The sequence below is a fragment of the Aquella oligotrophica genome (genome assembly GCF_002892535.1).
In the GTDB taxonomy this organism is placed as follows: Bacteria; Pseudomonadota; Gammaproteobacteria; order Burkholderiales; family UBA11063; genus Aquella; species Aquella oligotrophica.
This window is the reverse complement of record NZ_CP024847.1, coordinates 2,581,415-2,595,640: the sequence shown is the minus strand read 5'-3', so window position 1 is coordinate 2,595,640 and position 14,226 is coordinate 2,581,415. Positions and strand designations below refer to the sequence as shown.

11 protein-coding genes and 1 riboswitch are annotated in these 14,226 nt (G+C 38.1%); all 11 genes read left to right on the top strand.

Annotated elements, in window-relative coordinates; all coding sequences use genetic code 11:
• Nucleotides 1–10: 10 nt before the first annotated feature.
• The 11 genes from CUN60_RS11830 (at nucleotide 11) to add (ending at nucleotide 14,193) form a co-directional block, all read left to right on the top strand.
• Nucleotides 11–3,973 (top strand): glycosyl hydrolase family 18 protein, encoded by a 3,963-nt coding sequence (locus CUN60_RS11830; RefSeq protein ID WP_102952241.1) that lies wholly within the window; start codon nucleotides 11–13, stop codon nucleotides 3,971–3,973.
• 256 nt (nucleotides 3,974–4,229) lie between these two features.
• Complete coding sequence (locus CUN60_RS11825; RefSeq protein WP_102952240.1) at nucleotides 4,230–6,050, top strand: hypothetical protein; 1,821 nt, start codon at nucleotides 4,230–4,232, stop codon at nucleotides 6,048–6,050.
• Nucleotides 6,051–6,177: 127 nt separating this feature from the next.
• Nucleotides 6,178–7,320, top strand: a complete 1,143-nt coding sequence (locus CUN60_RS11820) for a hypothetical protein (RefSeq protein ID WP_102952239.1) — start codon at nucleotides 6,178–6,180, stop codon at nucleotides 7,318–7,320.
• Between the two features lie 185 nt (nucleotides 7,321–7,505).
• Nucleotides 7,506–8,099, top strand: a complete 594-nt coding sequence (locus tag CUN60_RS11815) for a hypothetical protein (RefSeq protein WP_102952238.1) — start codon at nucleotides 7,506–7,508, stop codon at nucleotides 8,097–8,099.
• A gap of 38 nt (nucleotides 8,100–8,137) precedes the next feature.
• A riboswitch (TPP riboswitch) is annotated at nucleotides 8,138–8,246 on the top strand.
• A gap of 35 nt (nucleotides 8,247–8,281) precedes the next feature.
• A complete protein-coding gene (thiE, locus tag CUN60_RS11810) occupies nucleotides 8,282–8,911 on the top strand; it encodes a thiamine phosphate synthase (protein WP_102952237.1) in 630 nt (209 codons plus the stop codon).
• Between the two features lie 39 nt (nucleotides 8,912–8,950).
• Nucleotides 8,951–9,745, top strand: coding sequence for a hydroxyethylthiazole kinase (thiM, locus tag CUN60_RS11805; RefSeq protein ID WP_102952236.1), 795 nt, complete (start codon nucleotides 8,951–8,953; stop codon nucleotides 9,743–9,745).
• 2 nt (nucleotides 9,746–9,747) lie between these two features.
• A complete protein-coding gene (thiD, locus tag CUN60_RS11800) occupies nucleotides 9,748–10,575 on the top strand; it encodes a bifunctional hydroxymethylpyrimidine kinase/phosphomethylpyrimidine kinase (RefSeq protein ID WP_102952235.1) in 828 nt (275 codons plus the stop codon).
• Nucleotides 10,575–11,237 (top strand): TenA family protein, encoded by a 663-nt coding sequence (locus tag CUN60_RS11795; RefSeq protein ID WP_102952234.1) that lies wholly within the window; start codon nucleotides 10,575–10,577, stop codon nucleotides 11,235–11,237. Before thiD ends, CUN60_RS11795 begins: the two co-directional genes overlap by 1 nt.
• Nucleotides 11,238–11,444: 207 nt before the next feature.
• Complete coding sequence (gene yjgA / locus CUN60_RS11790; RefSeq protein WP_102952233.1) at nucleotides 11,445–11,969, top strand: ribosome biogenesis factor YjgA; 525 nt, start codon at nucleotides 11,445–11,447, stop codon at nucleotides 11,967–11,969.
• Nucleotides 11,962–13,089, top strand: a complete 1,128-nt coding sequence (locus CUN60_RS11785; RefSeq protein ID WP_102952232.1) for a hypothetical protein — start codon at nucleotides 11,962–11,964, stop codon at nucleotides 13,087–13,089. Before yjgA ends, CUN60_RS11785 begins: the two co-directional genes overlap by 8 nt.
• A gap of 69 nt (nucleotides 13,090–13,158) precedes the next feature.
• Complete coding sequence (add, locus tag CUN60_RS11780; RefSeq protein ID WP_158649414.1) at nucleotides 13,159–14,193, top strand: adenosine deaminase; 1,035 nt, start codon at nucleotides 13,159–13,161, stop codon at nucleotides 14,191–14,193.
• Nucleotides 14,194–14,226 lie beyond the last annotated feature (33 nt).

The following is a 14,226-nucleotide window of genomic DNA, read 5'->3' as shown; positions in this document are numbered from 1 at the left end:
AAGTTTGTAAATGAAAAAGAAAATAATTGCAGCAAGTTTATCTACATTAGTTTTAATTGGATGTAATAGTGGTAATGTTACAGCTACTGGTACTACCACTCCGACCGGGGTAGTTAGCGCAAAGGCTATCAATTCAACTGATTTGATTACACCTGATGGTAGCTGGGTTGGTGCTTATTTTACTAACTGGAATCAATGGCGTGCTTCAAAAGTAAGTGGTGAAGAAATTGGCAAAACCAAGCATATTGATGTTTTTGATATTAAAGCACCGAGTTTTATTTCCTATTCATTCTTTGCTCCAAAGGTAAGTACTGATACCGCTTCAACTGTTGGTTATGGCGGCGGAGCAATTGGTTCTGGTTGGGCATCTCAGTCTAATGGTACGATAGGTGATTTGGATAATGCATACGAAAAGGATAAGGCAGAAGCTAATTATGCTGAATTAACCAAATTCAAATCACAAAATAGTAGTACGCTTGTCATTGCTTCAGTTGGTGGCTGGTCATATACGGCACGGTTTAGCCAGTTCGCCAAAGATGCCAATTATGATGTTAATTCTACAGTCGCTAAAAGCTTCCTTGATTCTTCTGAAAAATTACTGCGTGGTACTCTAACACTTCCAAATGGTGCGGCTTATCCAAAGTTCGATGGTTTAAATATAGACTGGGAATATCCTGGTTATGGGCATAATGCTACAGCGCAGTCCGCGCTTTCCAAAGAGCCAGCATTTTTTGCGGCTTTAATGAAAGAATTGCGTAACCGCGTAAATAAAGTAAAAGCTGATACTGGTGAAGTGAAAGTATTAACCGTAGCACTGCCGATTGTACCTGCAAAAATGACTGGTAATAACGCGATCAATTGGTCAGATCTAAAAAATACCTTTGACTGGATTGATTTGATGGGCTTTGATGCACATGGGCAATTTGATGCGGCAGATAGCAATCTTATGACATCTATTGATCAGGCTCCAGCAGGTGAACTCAAGGCTGCAATTGACTATTTGGTTAATACTGCTGGTGTTGACTCGCGTAGAATTGTTCTTGGCGATCCAACTTACACCCGTCAAATGCTAGTAAAAAATAAACCATCAAATACTAATAATTATGGTTACGGTGATTCAAAAAATATGGATCCAGTTGCGATTGGTCTAACTGTCTACAAACCAATGTTGTTTACCGATGCACCAAATGCGGAAGATTATTATCCAGCAGGTGGAATGGTTGATAATACTGGAGTTTATAGTTATAACTGTATGTTACAGAAACAGGGCTTATTATCAGCTAATTATTGTCCGGCACCAGATACTGTCCCAACCAAAACAGATAATCGTGGATTATTTGGTCAACCATTGCCAGCTAAATTATATTTTACCGAAATTGCAGGTGATAGTAAGGATCTCGGTGTATCACATGCTTGGGCTTATGATGATGCATTCAACGTAGTAAAATCTCCTGCTGCAGGTAATGCGGTTACTGTTAATGTTAGTTCAAAATATAATGGTTATTCGGTATTTAGTTATGATACTCCAACGGTTGTTGAGCAGAAAATTGACAAATTAATCAAGCCGCTTAATCTAGGAGGGATGTGGTTCTGGGATATCCATAATGATGCCTATAAATCCGCAGATGCAAGTCGATCATTATACCTTGCCGCCACTAATAAGCTTGGGACTAATACGGGCGGTAATACCCCAGCTCCTACACCTGCTCCAACTCCTACGCCGACACCTGCTGGTGCATTGGTAACTCCTGATGGTACTTGGACTGGTAGTTATTTTACTAACTGGAATGTATGGCGTAATTCGGATGTGTCGGGTGAGGCAATTGGTAGTGTTAAGCACCTAGATATATTTGATCAGAAAGCCCCAAGTTATATCAGCTATGCTTTTTTTGCACCGAAGGTAAGTTCAGATAGTGCAAGTACTCAGGGCTATGGTGGTGGAGCAATTGGTTCTGGTTGGGCTAATCAGGCAAATGGTACCATTGGTGATCCAGATAATGCGTATGAAGCAAATATTGCCCAGCTAAATTATAATGAGCTAAACCGTTATAAGGCTAATAATAGTGGTACATTGTTAATTGCCTCGGTTGGTGGCTGGTCATATACGGCACGCTTTAGCCAGTTTGCTAAAGATGCACAATATAATATTAATTCTGCAGCAGCTAAAGCATTTCTCGATTCTTGTGAAAAATTGTTACGTGGTACATTAAGCCTATCTGGTGGCTCAGCGTATCCACAATTCGACGGGATTAATATTGATTGGGAATATCCAGGCTATGGTCATAATGGCTCTGTCCAATCAAATCTAGCTCAAGAGCCAGCGTTTTTTGAGGCTTTAGTTAAAGAATTACGCAATCGTGTTGAGAAAGTTAAGGCAGATACGGGTAAAACAAAAGTTCTGACAGTGGCATTGCCAGTGGTACCAGCTAAAATGACAGGTAATAATGCAATTAACTGGTCTAATCTGAAAGATACTTTTGACTGGATTGATTTAATGGCCTTTGATGTACACGGGCAATTTGATGCTGCTGATCCAAATCTGATGAAGGCCATGGATCAGGCTCCTGCTGGGGAAGTAGCTATTGCGATTAATTATTTACTAGATTCTGGGGTGGACTCGCGTCGAATTGTACTTGGTTCACCAAACTATACTCGTCAAATGCAGGTTGTTGATAAACCATCTTCTAGCAATAATTATGGTTATCTTGGCAATATGGATCCGACAAAAATTGGTCTGGAAGTATATTATCCGATGCTGTTTACTGATGCGCCAAACGCTGAGGCTTATTATCCAGCAGGTGGAATGGTTGATAATACGGGTGTTTATAGTTATAACTGTATGTTACAGAAGGAAGGTAAATTATCTGTAAATTATTGTCCAGCACCGAAGTCAGTTCCAACTAAAACTGATAACCGCGGTTTGTTTGGGCAGCCATTGCCAGCAGAGTTATTTTTTGTTGAGATTGCTGGTGACAGTAAGGATCTGGGCGTCGGGCATGCTTGGGCATATGATCAGGGATATAATGTAGTTAAATCTCCAGTAGCGGGAAATGCAGTTACAATTAATCCAAATGCTAAATATAATGGTTATTCTGTATTTAGCTATGATACTCCTAAGACAGTTACCCAGAAAATTGATAAACTGGTTACACCATATAAATTGGGCGGTGTTTGGTTCTGGGATATTCACAATGATGCCTATAAATCGGCTGATGCTAGTTTGTCATTATATATGGCAGCTGTAGGTAAACTTGGGACTAATACTCAGGGAAGTGGAACTGGTGGAGGTGGTGGAAATACTTGTACCACTATAGCTTGGAGTAGCACAGCTACATATACTGGTGGAACACGAGTATCTCATAATGGAGTGATTTATGAGGCGCAGTGGTGGACTCAGGGAGAAAATCCTGCTAGTAACAGCGGAGCCGCTGGCTCAGGAAAAGTATGGAAAGTAATTGGTAATTGCACGCCAACGCCTACGCCTACGCCTACGCCAACGCCAACGCCTACGCCTACGCCTACGCCAACGCCTACGCCTACGCCAACGCCTACGCCAACGCCTACGCCAACGCCTACGCCTACGCCTACGCCTACGCCTACGCCAACGCCTACGCCAACGCCTACGCCAACGCCTACGCCTACGCCTACGCCTACGCCTACGCCTACGCCTACGCCTACGCCTACGCCAACGCCTACGCCTACGCCAACGCCTACGCCAACGCCAACGCCTACGCCAACGCCAACGCCAACGCCTACGCCAACGCCTACGCCTACGCCTACGCCAACGCCAGGATATGCTAAATATCCAAGTGGTATTGGTTCATATGCCGCAGGAACAAGGGTAATTGGTAGTGATGGTAAAGTTTATCAATGTAAACCTTGGCCTTTTAGTGGTTGGTGTAATGGTGCTGCCTTTGCATATGCCCCTGGAACGGGTTCTGCGTGGTCTATGGCTTGGACTTTAGTGAAATAAATCTAATTCTTAGTAAAGCAACCATTTTTATGGTTGCTTTTTCTAGGTAAGATTAATTATAACTTTCATAATATCTGGGAAATAGCAAAATAGAAAATTTTCCAGATCTACTACCTTTATCTTCTAGCTATTTTTGTAAAAGAGTTTTGTGAACCGTCCAATTTGGACGGTTCTTAAACTTGGTAATTTAATCTAGAATATGCTATTGAACCAAATAATTTTAGCTAAGAAGTACATATTTTTAAGGAAAGTGTCTATGAAAATTAAAACATTAATCAGCTCCCTTTTAGTATCTTCCATTTTATTGGGATGTAACAGTGGGCAATCAAACTCTATAAGCAGTGTTCAATCTCCTAGTATAGCAATTAATCAAAATCTTAATAAAAAGCAATCGTTAAAAAGCGATACCCTTCCAGATGCACAACAGTATGAAATAGTTTACGGTGCATCTACTGGTATTTATTCAGTCCCTATATATGGACTATTAGTGCGAGGTTCACTTGAGAATGTGTTTATTTCAGAGGTGGCACAATTTGTAATGGAGGGGATTGGTTCCATTATGTTCGCCAATCTTGGTGGACTCGTAACTGCTTTTACTGATGGTATTTATCATGCGATTGCTAATATGGTTACAAGACATGATGGCTACCAACATATAAACTATTTGGGGATTGGTCCACAGCTTGAGGGTGTTAAATGTCCCTTGATATTATCAACTGGAGGATTTAACGTTGATGGAGCTGGAAAATTTGGTAACTCTTCAGTAGTTCATGATTTTAATGGTAATTTATGGAATGATATATCAGACACAAAAGTTTATGATGAGATTGTTCAGACTTCAGTTTCTTGGGATAGAACGATTAAATATGCAAATGCAAATGGCTTAAGCGTAGCAGGAATTACACCGTATATGGTTATTGTTACCAAGTATGGAAAAGTTAGGTACTATGATCCTGCTAAAAATCAGTGGAGTGATCTAATGGATCAAGCCCATAAAGGAGACATTAACTATGTTAATTCAAATAATGAACTAACTAATACAGTTACTGCTATGTCAGTATTATGGCCAAGTAATGGTGATGATCCAAAAATAGTTTTGGGTAGTGATAACAATGGTGAGAATGGTGCGGAAGTTTATTATTATAATGGTCATTCGTGGACAAATTTTGGGATTACAACTGGACACGGTGACTGGGGTAAAGGAAATAGCGTTACTCAATTAAATGTTTCATGGGATCGTTATGGTTATGAGACTCCAGATAGCTCTGCACCTTATATTGTAGCAGCTACTAACTTTGGTGAAGTGAAGTACTATGATCCTAGCCGTAACAACTGGTTTAATCTGGTAAGGGACGATGATAAAGGTAATATTGAAAATGTTGTCAATGGTAGAGCTATTGAGGGTGATGCTATAGGTGTAATGTCTGTTGATTGGAATATAAGTGGTGATCCACAGATAATGCTAGGTACAAATAATAGTGGTGCAAATGGGGCTGAAGTCTATTACTACAATGGTCAGGTGTGGAACAATTTTGGGATTAAGACTCATCAAGGAGATTGGGGCGTTGATAATGCTGTTACTGCTATGCAAGTTGCTTGGTGTGGGCAAAATTGTATTCCACGAATTTTAGTTGGTACAAACTATGCTGAGGTTAAGTATTATGATCCTAGTCGTAATAGCTGGTTTAACCTAGTAAGAGACGATAACAAGGGTAATATTGAGCATGTTGCAAATGGCAAAGCTATTGAAGGTAATACTATTTTAGATCTTCAAGCATATTGGCCATCATCAGGTGATCCGCAAGTTGTGATTGCTACTAATAATAGTAATAAAAATGCGGCGGAAGTTTATTATTATGACAGTCATACTTGGACAAACTTTGGTGTTACAAGTGATAATGGAGATTGGGGAACTGATAATGCAGTTACTTCAATGAGAGTTTATTGGCCGTTAAATGAAGATCTAACACCTAAAGGAAATGGAGTTCCATATATTCTTGCTGGGACGAATTATGGAGAAATTAAGGTATTTGATCCAGGAGTTAATCATTGGAATCAGTTAGTGTTATTTCATTAAAGTTTGCAAATTGGTGAAGGAGGAATAGGACTGAATCAGTCAAAAGGCTCGTGTTGGGTTTATTTTTCAATTGAGCTCTAGTAGATAGCTAATTTAGCAAATTTAGTTTAATTTTAAAGGAAATCAGATGTTAGTAAAACGTAATGTCATAATTTTAAGTTTATGTGCTTTTCCACTAATTATTGCAGGTTGCAATAGTGGTGGATCTTCTGGTGGAAGCACAGCACCAGTAACTAATCCGACAGCTTTTATTTTAAATCAGGGCTCTGGAGATATTTCGGTATGTCCATTTATTCAAGCTCAAAACAATTTTGGTATATGTTCAGTTATGCGTCCGACTACAGCCAATACTACTGTTGCTACTGGAACTGATTATGGATATAACCCGCTTTTAAATGGGGGGTCGCCAGTAGGGATAGTAATTAATAATAATTATGCATTTATCAGTTTGGATAAAGGAAGTAACCCTTTAGCTGCTTCACAGATAGTTAGCTGCGCGATAGAGTCTAATGGTCAATTTGATCAATGTAACGTATATACTACTAGTGAACTTAATCCCCAAGCACTAAGAGCTTTCCAACCTGCCGTATCTAATAATACTTTGTATTTTCCAACATTTGGATTGGGAGAACAGAGTAAAGCATCAATTATGGCATGTCAGATCGGTGCTAAAGGTGAGTTAAGTGCAGACAGTTGTATGCTTTATAGCTCGGTTTATTCGGCTAGTAATACAGACTTTAGTCTAATTGCGGCAAATCAGATGTTATACGGAGTATCCGGTGCGACTGATGTAGTTAATGTTATTGGTTTAAATGCGGATGGCAGCCTTATTCCAGATAGTCTAAGAGTAAGTAATGCCCCCAACAGTAATGGAACAGGCAGTTTAGTTGATCCAAGGATGATGACCATTACTAATGGCTATGCTTACATAACTGATCCTGGTCAACAAAATAATGCCAATATGGTAGCTTGTCAACTAACTGAAAGTGGCTTATTGGCAAATTGCCAGCCGCAGCAAGGACAAACCAGCTCTGGGGAAAATGTATTTGCTGGTCCGGTAGGGATAGGTAGTTATCAGCAAACAGTTTTTCCACTTAACTGGGGGTATAATGGGGCTCAGTTAGGTACTAGTGTTGCGCTGTGTGCCGAAGGATCTGGAAATAGTCCACTAGTTCAGTGTAATTTGAGTATGGCAGATGGGCTTTATGGTTATTCAACACCATATATTCCAATTGGAATTGCAGTATCTACACTAGTATCACTTCAATAATTAATTTTGTTGTATTAGGGTGATTAGGTTATATCCAAATTTGTAATTGTAAAAATCAGGGGTAGTAAATCTTCTATCTAAAAACTACCCTTTGCGTTGTTCCCGTCCATTTTGGACGGTTTTTTAATAGTGTATCTAAGTGTAAAATAAGCTTATTAATAAATTTATTTTAAAGGTGATGAGTCATGAAAAAGATTTTGCTGCTGTTAGGTATATTTGGTATTACACATGTTTTCGCTACTCCAGATATTTATCTGACTATTAATAATAATACTTCTGCGGCTTACACTATATCTGTAACAGATAGTTACCACTTTGATTGTCAGCTTGAAGGGCAGAAGGACAGTAAGGATTGTGGAGATGAGGTGCAATTTTTAAATCAGCAAGTTATTAAAGCTAATTCCAGTTTTCATGTGAGAGTTACACCACAAGTGGTAGAAGAAAAAAGTAGCATGCTTATTTATTTACTTCCTTCAGAGACAACGCAGTTACTTCTCGGTTTTGGGCTATGGGGCTATGAAACAGGTTCAGATCATCTACCACCGAGTGATGCTTATAAACATTATAATTTAAGCTATAATGCCAGCTATGCAAATAATACTAATTGGAGTGAACTACACAGTTCTGGCGATTGCGTCCGAGGGATGATGCTAGAAACCAGTAACCCACTAGTTACAACTTCTATGGCTTTCATTGAAAATAGTAGTAATCATTATTATACTGCCACAGTAAACGTTAACCAGTCTCTTATAGCTTCAGCAACACGCCTACCATGGTAAACATCTTTATGGTTGCTTTTTTTATGTTATAATCCTGCAAATTCTAGCGGGGGTGCAACAATCTAGTTGCTGAGAGAGGATAATTCCTTAACCCTTTGAACCTGATTCTGGCTAATACCAGCGTAGGGAGGCTAATTCACAATATTATCCTTTTTACGCTTATTTTGTAAGAAAAGTGCAAAATGAGTGCTCATAATACAATTCAAATTCATCTATTGACTAATTGTCAGGTTTTTCCTGATGATAAGTATCTTAAATTTATCGAAATTTGTGCCAAAAGTGGTATAACTCATCTCCAGTTACGTCAGAAAAACTGGGCTTATCCTGATCTACTATCTTTTGGGCGGGAATTAAAAGCCGTTCTCTCAAACTATGATGCTTCTCTAATAGTCAATGATGATTTCAAACTAATGCTGGAACTTGATGCAGACGGTATTCATCTCGGGCAGACAGATGCTAATCCTGAATTAGTTAGGGCATTAATCGGGCAAGATAAAATTATCGGTTTATCGATTGAATCGATGAGTGAGCTTTTGAGCGCTAATCAACTTGATTATCTTAATTATGTAGCAGCAAGTAGTATCTTTCCTACTAATACCAAAAAAAATCTCAGGACTATCTGGGGTATCGACGGATTAAAACAGTTTTGTCAAGAATCCAGACATCCCGTTATCGCAATTGGTGGAATTAATCTTACTAATGTGAGTCAGGTCTATGCTACTGGAGTTGCTGGTATTGCACTAATCAGTGCTATTCACGAAGCTAAAAATCCGGAATTATATATTCAAAACCTTATAAATCAAGCTAGATAAATTAAATAGTTATAAAAGTAATTTTAGAGGAGAATCTGGATGATAGATTATGCAGATATTTATAGATTACATCAAAAGTTAGTCAACACCAAACCAGTTGTTTTAAATCTGACCAACTCAGTTACACAAGATTTTATGGCAAATGTTTTATTGGCTTTAGGTGCTGCGCCAATTATGTCTTCTTCAATTGATGAGGTTGCTGAACTAGTGTCAATTTCCGGTGCAATAAATATAAATATTGGGACGCTTGATAATCAATTTATAAATATTGCTAAATATGCAACTAAAGATGCCAATGCAAAGAATAAGCCTGTCATTCTTGATCCGGTTGGTGCTGGTGCTAGCCAGATTCGTACTAATAGTGCAGTTGAGCTGAGTCAGTATGCGAATATTATCCGCGGCAACTCTAGTGAAATTATGGCATTAGTGCGGAATGATGTAGTTACTCATGGTGTCGAATCTAGTCGTCAGTCGCAAGATGCTATTGAAAGCGCTAAATCTCTTGCAAATAAGTATAAATCTATTATCGCGATAAGTGGTGAAACTGATTATATCATTGGAGTTGATCAAGCCAGTGAGAGTAGTTATGGTACTGAATTGATGACTAAAGTTAGCGGGATGGGCTGTGCTCTTGGTGCCGTAATTGCTGCCTTTGCCGCGGTCGAGAAGGATTATTTTCTCGCGACAAATATAGCCATAGCATTTTATACTTTAGTTGCAGAGGATGCACGGCGTAGAGCTGATAAGCCAGCAAAATTTAGGACTGAGTTTATCGATAGTCTTTTCGCGCCCGATTGGGATTTTATAAATGATAAATTAGGAAAGGTTAAATAATCATGTTAGCTAAAGCATTAACTATTGCTGGATTTGATGCTTCCGGTGGTGCGGGGATACAGGCTGATTTAAAGACTTTTTCAGCATTGGGCTGTTATGGAATGAGTGTATTAACTGCATTACCAATACAGAATACTTGTGGTGTGAGTAATTGTTATTCAATTCCCTTAACAGCAATTGAAGAGCAGCTAGATAGCATATTTTCTGATATTACTCCGGATGTTATAAAGATTGGAATGTTATTTAATAGTGAAATAGTCAATCTAGTAGCTCAGTATCTAAAGCAAAATGCGAAAGGAATACCAGTAGTTGTAGATCCGGTAATGGTTGCCAAAAGTGGTGATATGCTACTACTTCCAGAAGCGGTTAGCACTTTGAAAGAAAAAATCCTGCCATTAGCAACGGTTGTTACGCCAAATACTGATGAAGCGGAGGTTTTATTTGGACATAAAATTAATACCCAAGAGGCAATGCTGGATGCTGCCAGACAAATCCTTGAAACTGGGGTCGAGGCAGTTTTTCTTAAAGGTGGGCACATGGAGGGAGGTATGTGCCAGGATTTATTATTTACCGAAGATAAATACCAGTGGTTTATATCTAGAAGGATCAAAAGTAAAAACACACATGGTACTGGTTGTACATTATCGGCGGCAATTGCTAGTGGGCTCGCACGGGGAGATTCATTAGTAACTAGCTGTAGTAATGCCAAGGAATATATTACTCAGGCAATTTTGAGCTTTCAGTATGAGGCGATTGGTAAAGGACATGGACCAGTAAACCATTTTCATGCGATCTGGAAGCAGAATCTAGCAGAGAAGGTGGCAATATAATGAAATTTTCACAGTTGGCATGGCAACAAAGTGAGCATAATTATGCAAAGATTCTGAATCATCCGTTTAATCAGGAGTTATCGCAAGGTACATTAGGAAAAGATAAATTCATGTACTATATCGAACAAGACTCAATCTATCTGAAAGAATATGCCAAATCGCTAGCAACAATAGCTTCCAGACTTGAATTGAACGAGCATATTCTTGAATTTATCGATTTTGCCAAAGGTGCCTTTATTGCTGAACAGGAAGTGGTACATAGTTCTTTTCGGAAGCAATTTAGCGAAGTGAGGGCAATTGATAAATCAATCTCAAACGCCTGTATCGGTTATACCAGTTATCTGAACGCTACAGCGAAAGGTGAAGCAGTTGAAGTAGGTGTTGCAGCAGTCTTACCTTGTTTTTGGGTTTATCATCAAGTAGGTTGCCATATTCATAAATATTCAGCGGAAGGGAATCCCTACCAGCTTTGGATAGATAACTATGCGAGTAGTGAATTTGAAGCTGGGGTTAGGCGGGCAATAACGATTGCTGATGAATTATATGTTGCTGCTAGTGAAAGTACACGGATAAAGATGCTCGATGCGTTTACCAACTGCGTTATTTGGGAGTATCACTTCTGGAATGATTCATATAACCGCAACTACTTTGGCGTGCTTTAGTAGAAGTGGGCTGACTGCTATCAAAATCAATATGTTTATGCGGATTCAACTTATTTGTCTAGTCATATAGCTATAGTTTTCATCTACGTATTTGCCAATTAATAGTGGTAATTTTTTGAAATTATTCATTTTTCATATATTTAATTGGATTTTTCAATGTGAAAATATAGTAATATAATGGTTGAAGTTAAATAACTTATAAGCTATATGAATCAAAAAAATACAAATCTAAATGAAGAAGAGCTTTTGGATCCGCTAAGTAAAACCAAGCGTAAAGCCCAGATGGAAGAGCTTCAGGATTTAGGAATAGAATTGGTGAAGCTACCAAAAGACAAATTAAAAAAACTGGAATTACCTCCGGAGCTGCTTGAAGCAGTAAAACATGCGCAGCAGATAAATTCTAATGGTGCATTACGTAGGCAATATCAGTACATTGGTAAATTGATGCGAAAAATTGACGCAGAACCTATAGTCAACAAATTGGCGGATCTAAATGGCGAATCTTTAAAGTCCACTCAAGTATTTCATTTAAGCGAATCATGGCGTGACAAATTATTGTCTAGCGATGAAAGTTTAACCCAGTTTGCACTTGAGTTCCCCATCCCGGATATTGCTGAGTTGCGAATTTTGATACGGCAGGTGCGTAAAGAGCAGCAGGCAAATCAGAACCGGAATTACACCAAACTATTTCGATTAATTAGAAGCATAATTGAGGAAAATATTAATGAATGAAGTACAGCTTAGTATAGTCGTTATTATTGCGGTAATAGTTTTAGCAATAATAGTTTATTATATTTATCAAGAGCATAAATTTAAGAAAATTATCGAAGCAAATTTTAATCAGGCTGCTGATGATGTGATCAAACACGATCAGGGATTGATTTTTGATAATCAGGCAAATGAAATTTCAGCATTTAAGAGTTCGGTTGAAGATCGTGTAATCCATGAGCAGGATAAACTTGAACAGGCAGAAATGGCGTTTGATCCATTATTAAATGATAGTGAAGTTATAAAACAGCCAAAAGACATTGATTTTATAGATTATGACAAGATAGAGTTTCCATATGCAAATATTGTTGAGCGTGAACTTGATCATGTCATTGACATAACTTTTCCTAAAGCAGTGAAAATTAAAATGTTACCGGACATTAGCCAGTATATTACTAAAAGTTATGTTTTCTTTGTTCTTGATAAAAGTGGTGGTTGGCAAATCTATCAGGCGGGAAATAAGTATATTGTCCGGGGCTTAAAACTGGTTTTAACGCTAGTTGATAACGAAGGCGTGGTCAATGATTTGCAATTAAACAACATTTATAATGAATTAGCCAAATTTGCTCTTCATCATGAAGCTCATATCCGACAAACGGATTCAGAGTTACAAATCAGAAAACTTCAGCAACAATTGAAGGGATTAAATAATGTTGAACTTGAGCTTGCCTTGTATCTAGTGAATAAAGATAAGCTTGAGTTTCGTCATTTGCAGAAATATTTTGATAGTAAGGGTTTTAGTTTTAATCATGGTTATTTTGAGAAAATAGAAAATGGCAGAACTTTGTTCCGTATTGGTGATGAATTTGATAAACCATTAAATCTAAAATCATCGTACCAGCTTCTTTCAATTAATGCTAAATTACAACATTTAGAATATCCAATGCTTGCAGTTGAAAGTATTTTTGATTTTGCTGAAGATTATATGCAGATTTTTGAGTCAAGATTACTCACAAATAACAAACTGGTACTTGCTGAGAAGGATTATAATACTCTAGTTAAGCAGGTAAATGTGTACATTAATAATATGAATCGTCAGGGTGTACAGCTGGGGTCAGCATTAATTATGCGTGTATTCCCATAATAAACAAGTAAAAAGCTAATATTGCGTTAGCCAGCTTCTGAAACTTCAGAGTTAATGGCTAGGAAAGTAATGATGTTGTCATTTAGTGAAATTCGTAGTATGCCCAAAGTCGTGTTACACGATCATCTTGATGGTGGGCTACGAGCCACAACAATTGTTGAACTTGCAAACCAGCAGCATATTGATTTACCCATTAGCGAGCCGGAGAAATTAGCAGAATGGTTTTATAATGAATCAGTTGCTAAAGATTTATTTCGCTGTCTTAATGCTTTTAGTGTATCATGTTCAGTGATGCAAACTCCTGAATCTCTACGCCGAGTTGCCTATGAAATGATGGCTGATTTTGCCAATGACAATGTAATTTATGTAGAAAGTAGGTTTTGCCCATTCCTACATCTTCAGCAGGGTTTAAGTTATAGCGAAGTTATGGATAGCATTATTCTAGGGATGGAGCAAGGCAAGCGTGATTTTGGAATTGAGTACGGTATCCTTATCTGTGGAATCAGAAATTTCACTGACGAGATCAATTTTGAGCTTGCAAAACTCTGTGTAGAATTTTATGGTGAAAAGGTTGTTGGTTTTGACTTTGCTGGTGCGGATATTGGATTCCCATTGTCTCGGCAAAAAAACACCTTAGATTTGCTTCATAAGCATAATATTCCATTAACAGTGCATGCAGGTGAAGCTGGGGATATTTTTTCAATTATTGAGGCTTTGGACAATAAGGCGTTGCGGATTGGACATGCTTGTCAAATACTTAATCATAAAGATGAGCGATTGGTTAATGAAGTTATCAAGCGTATGATTAATGAAGGTATTCATGTTGAAATTAATTTATCGAGCAATCTTGGAACTGGTGTTGTCAGCGAGTTAGACCAGCATCCGGTAATGCATCTGTTTAATAATGGTGTAAGTTTGGCTTTGAATCCAGATGATCGGTTGATGTTTAATAATAGTACGACAAATGAATACTGGTTATTAGCCGAGAAATATGGAATTAACGAAGATGATATAGTTAAAATGAATATAAGTGCGTTAAAAGCCTCGTTTGCTAGCCAAGAAATTAAAGATTGTTTAATTGAGAAGTATTTTTCTCACGGTTAGTTCTGATATTATTAATGCAAACTAGACTTCTTG

Excerpts from the sequence above, each read along its gene's own strand:
- thiM (WP_102952236.1), top strand. The coding sequence starts at position 8,951 with ATGATAGATTATGCAGATATTTATAGATTACATCAAAAGTTAGTCAAC.
- CUN60_RS11830 (WP_102952241.1), top strand. The coding sequence starts at position 11 with ATGAAAAAGAAAATAATTGCAGCAAGTTTATCTACATTAGTTTTAATT.
- CUN60_RS11785 (WP_102952232.1), top strand. The coding sequence starts at position 11,962 with ATGAATGAAGTACAGCTTAGTATAGTCGTTATTATTGCGGTAATAGTT.
- add (WP_158649414.1), top strand. The coding sequence starts at position 13,159 with ATGATGTTGTCATTTAGTGAAATTCGTAGTATGCCCAAAGTCGTGTTA.
- CUN60_RS11825 (WP_102952240.1), top strand. The coding sequence starts at position 4,230 with ATGAAAATTAAAACATTAATCAGCTCCCTTTTAGTATCTTCCATTTTA.
- thiE (WP_102952237.1), top strand. The coding sequence starts at position 8,282 with ATGAGTGCTCATAATACAATTCAAATTCATCTATTGACTAATTGTCAG.
- CUN60_RS11815 (WP_102952238.1), top strand. The coding sequence starts at position 7,506 with ATGAAAAAGATTTTGCTGCTGTTAGGTATATTTGGTATTACACATGTT.
- CUN60_RS11820 (WP_102952239.1), top strand. The coding sequence starts at position 6,178 with ATGTTAGTAAAACGTAATGTCATAATTTTAAGTTTATGTGCTTTTCCA.
- yjgA (WP_102952233.1), top strand. The coding sequence starts at position 11,445 with ATGAATCAAAAAAATACAAATCTAAATGAAGAAGAGCTTTTGGATCCG.
- thiD (WP_102952235.1), top strand. The coding sequence starts at position 9,748 with ATGTTAGCTAAAGCATTAACTATTGCTGGATTTGATGCTTCCGGTGGT.
- CUN60_RS11795 (WP_102952234.1), top strand. The coding sequence starts at position 10,575 with ATGAAATTTTCACAGTTGGCATGGCAACAAAGTGAGCATAATTATGCA.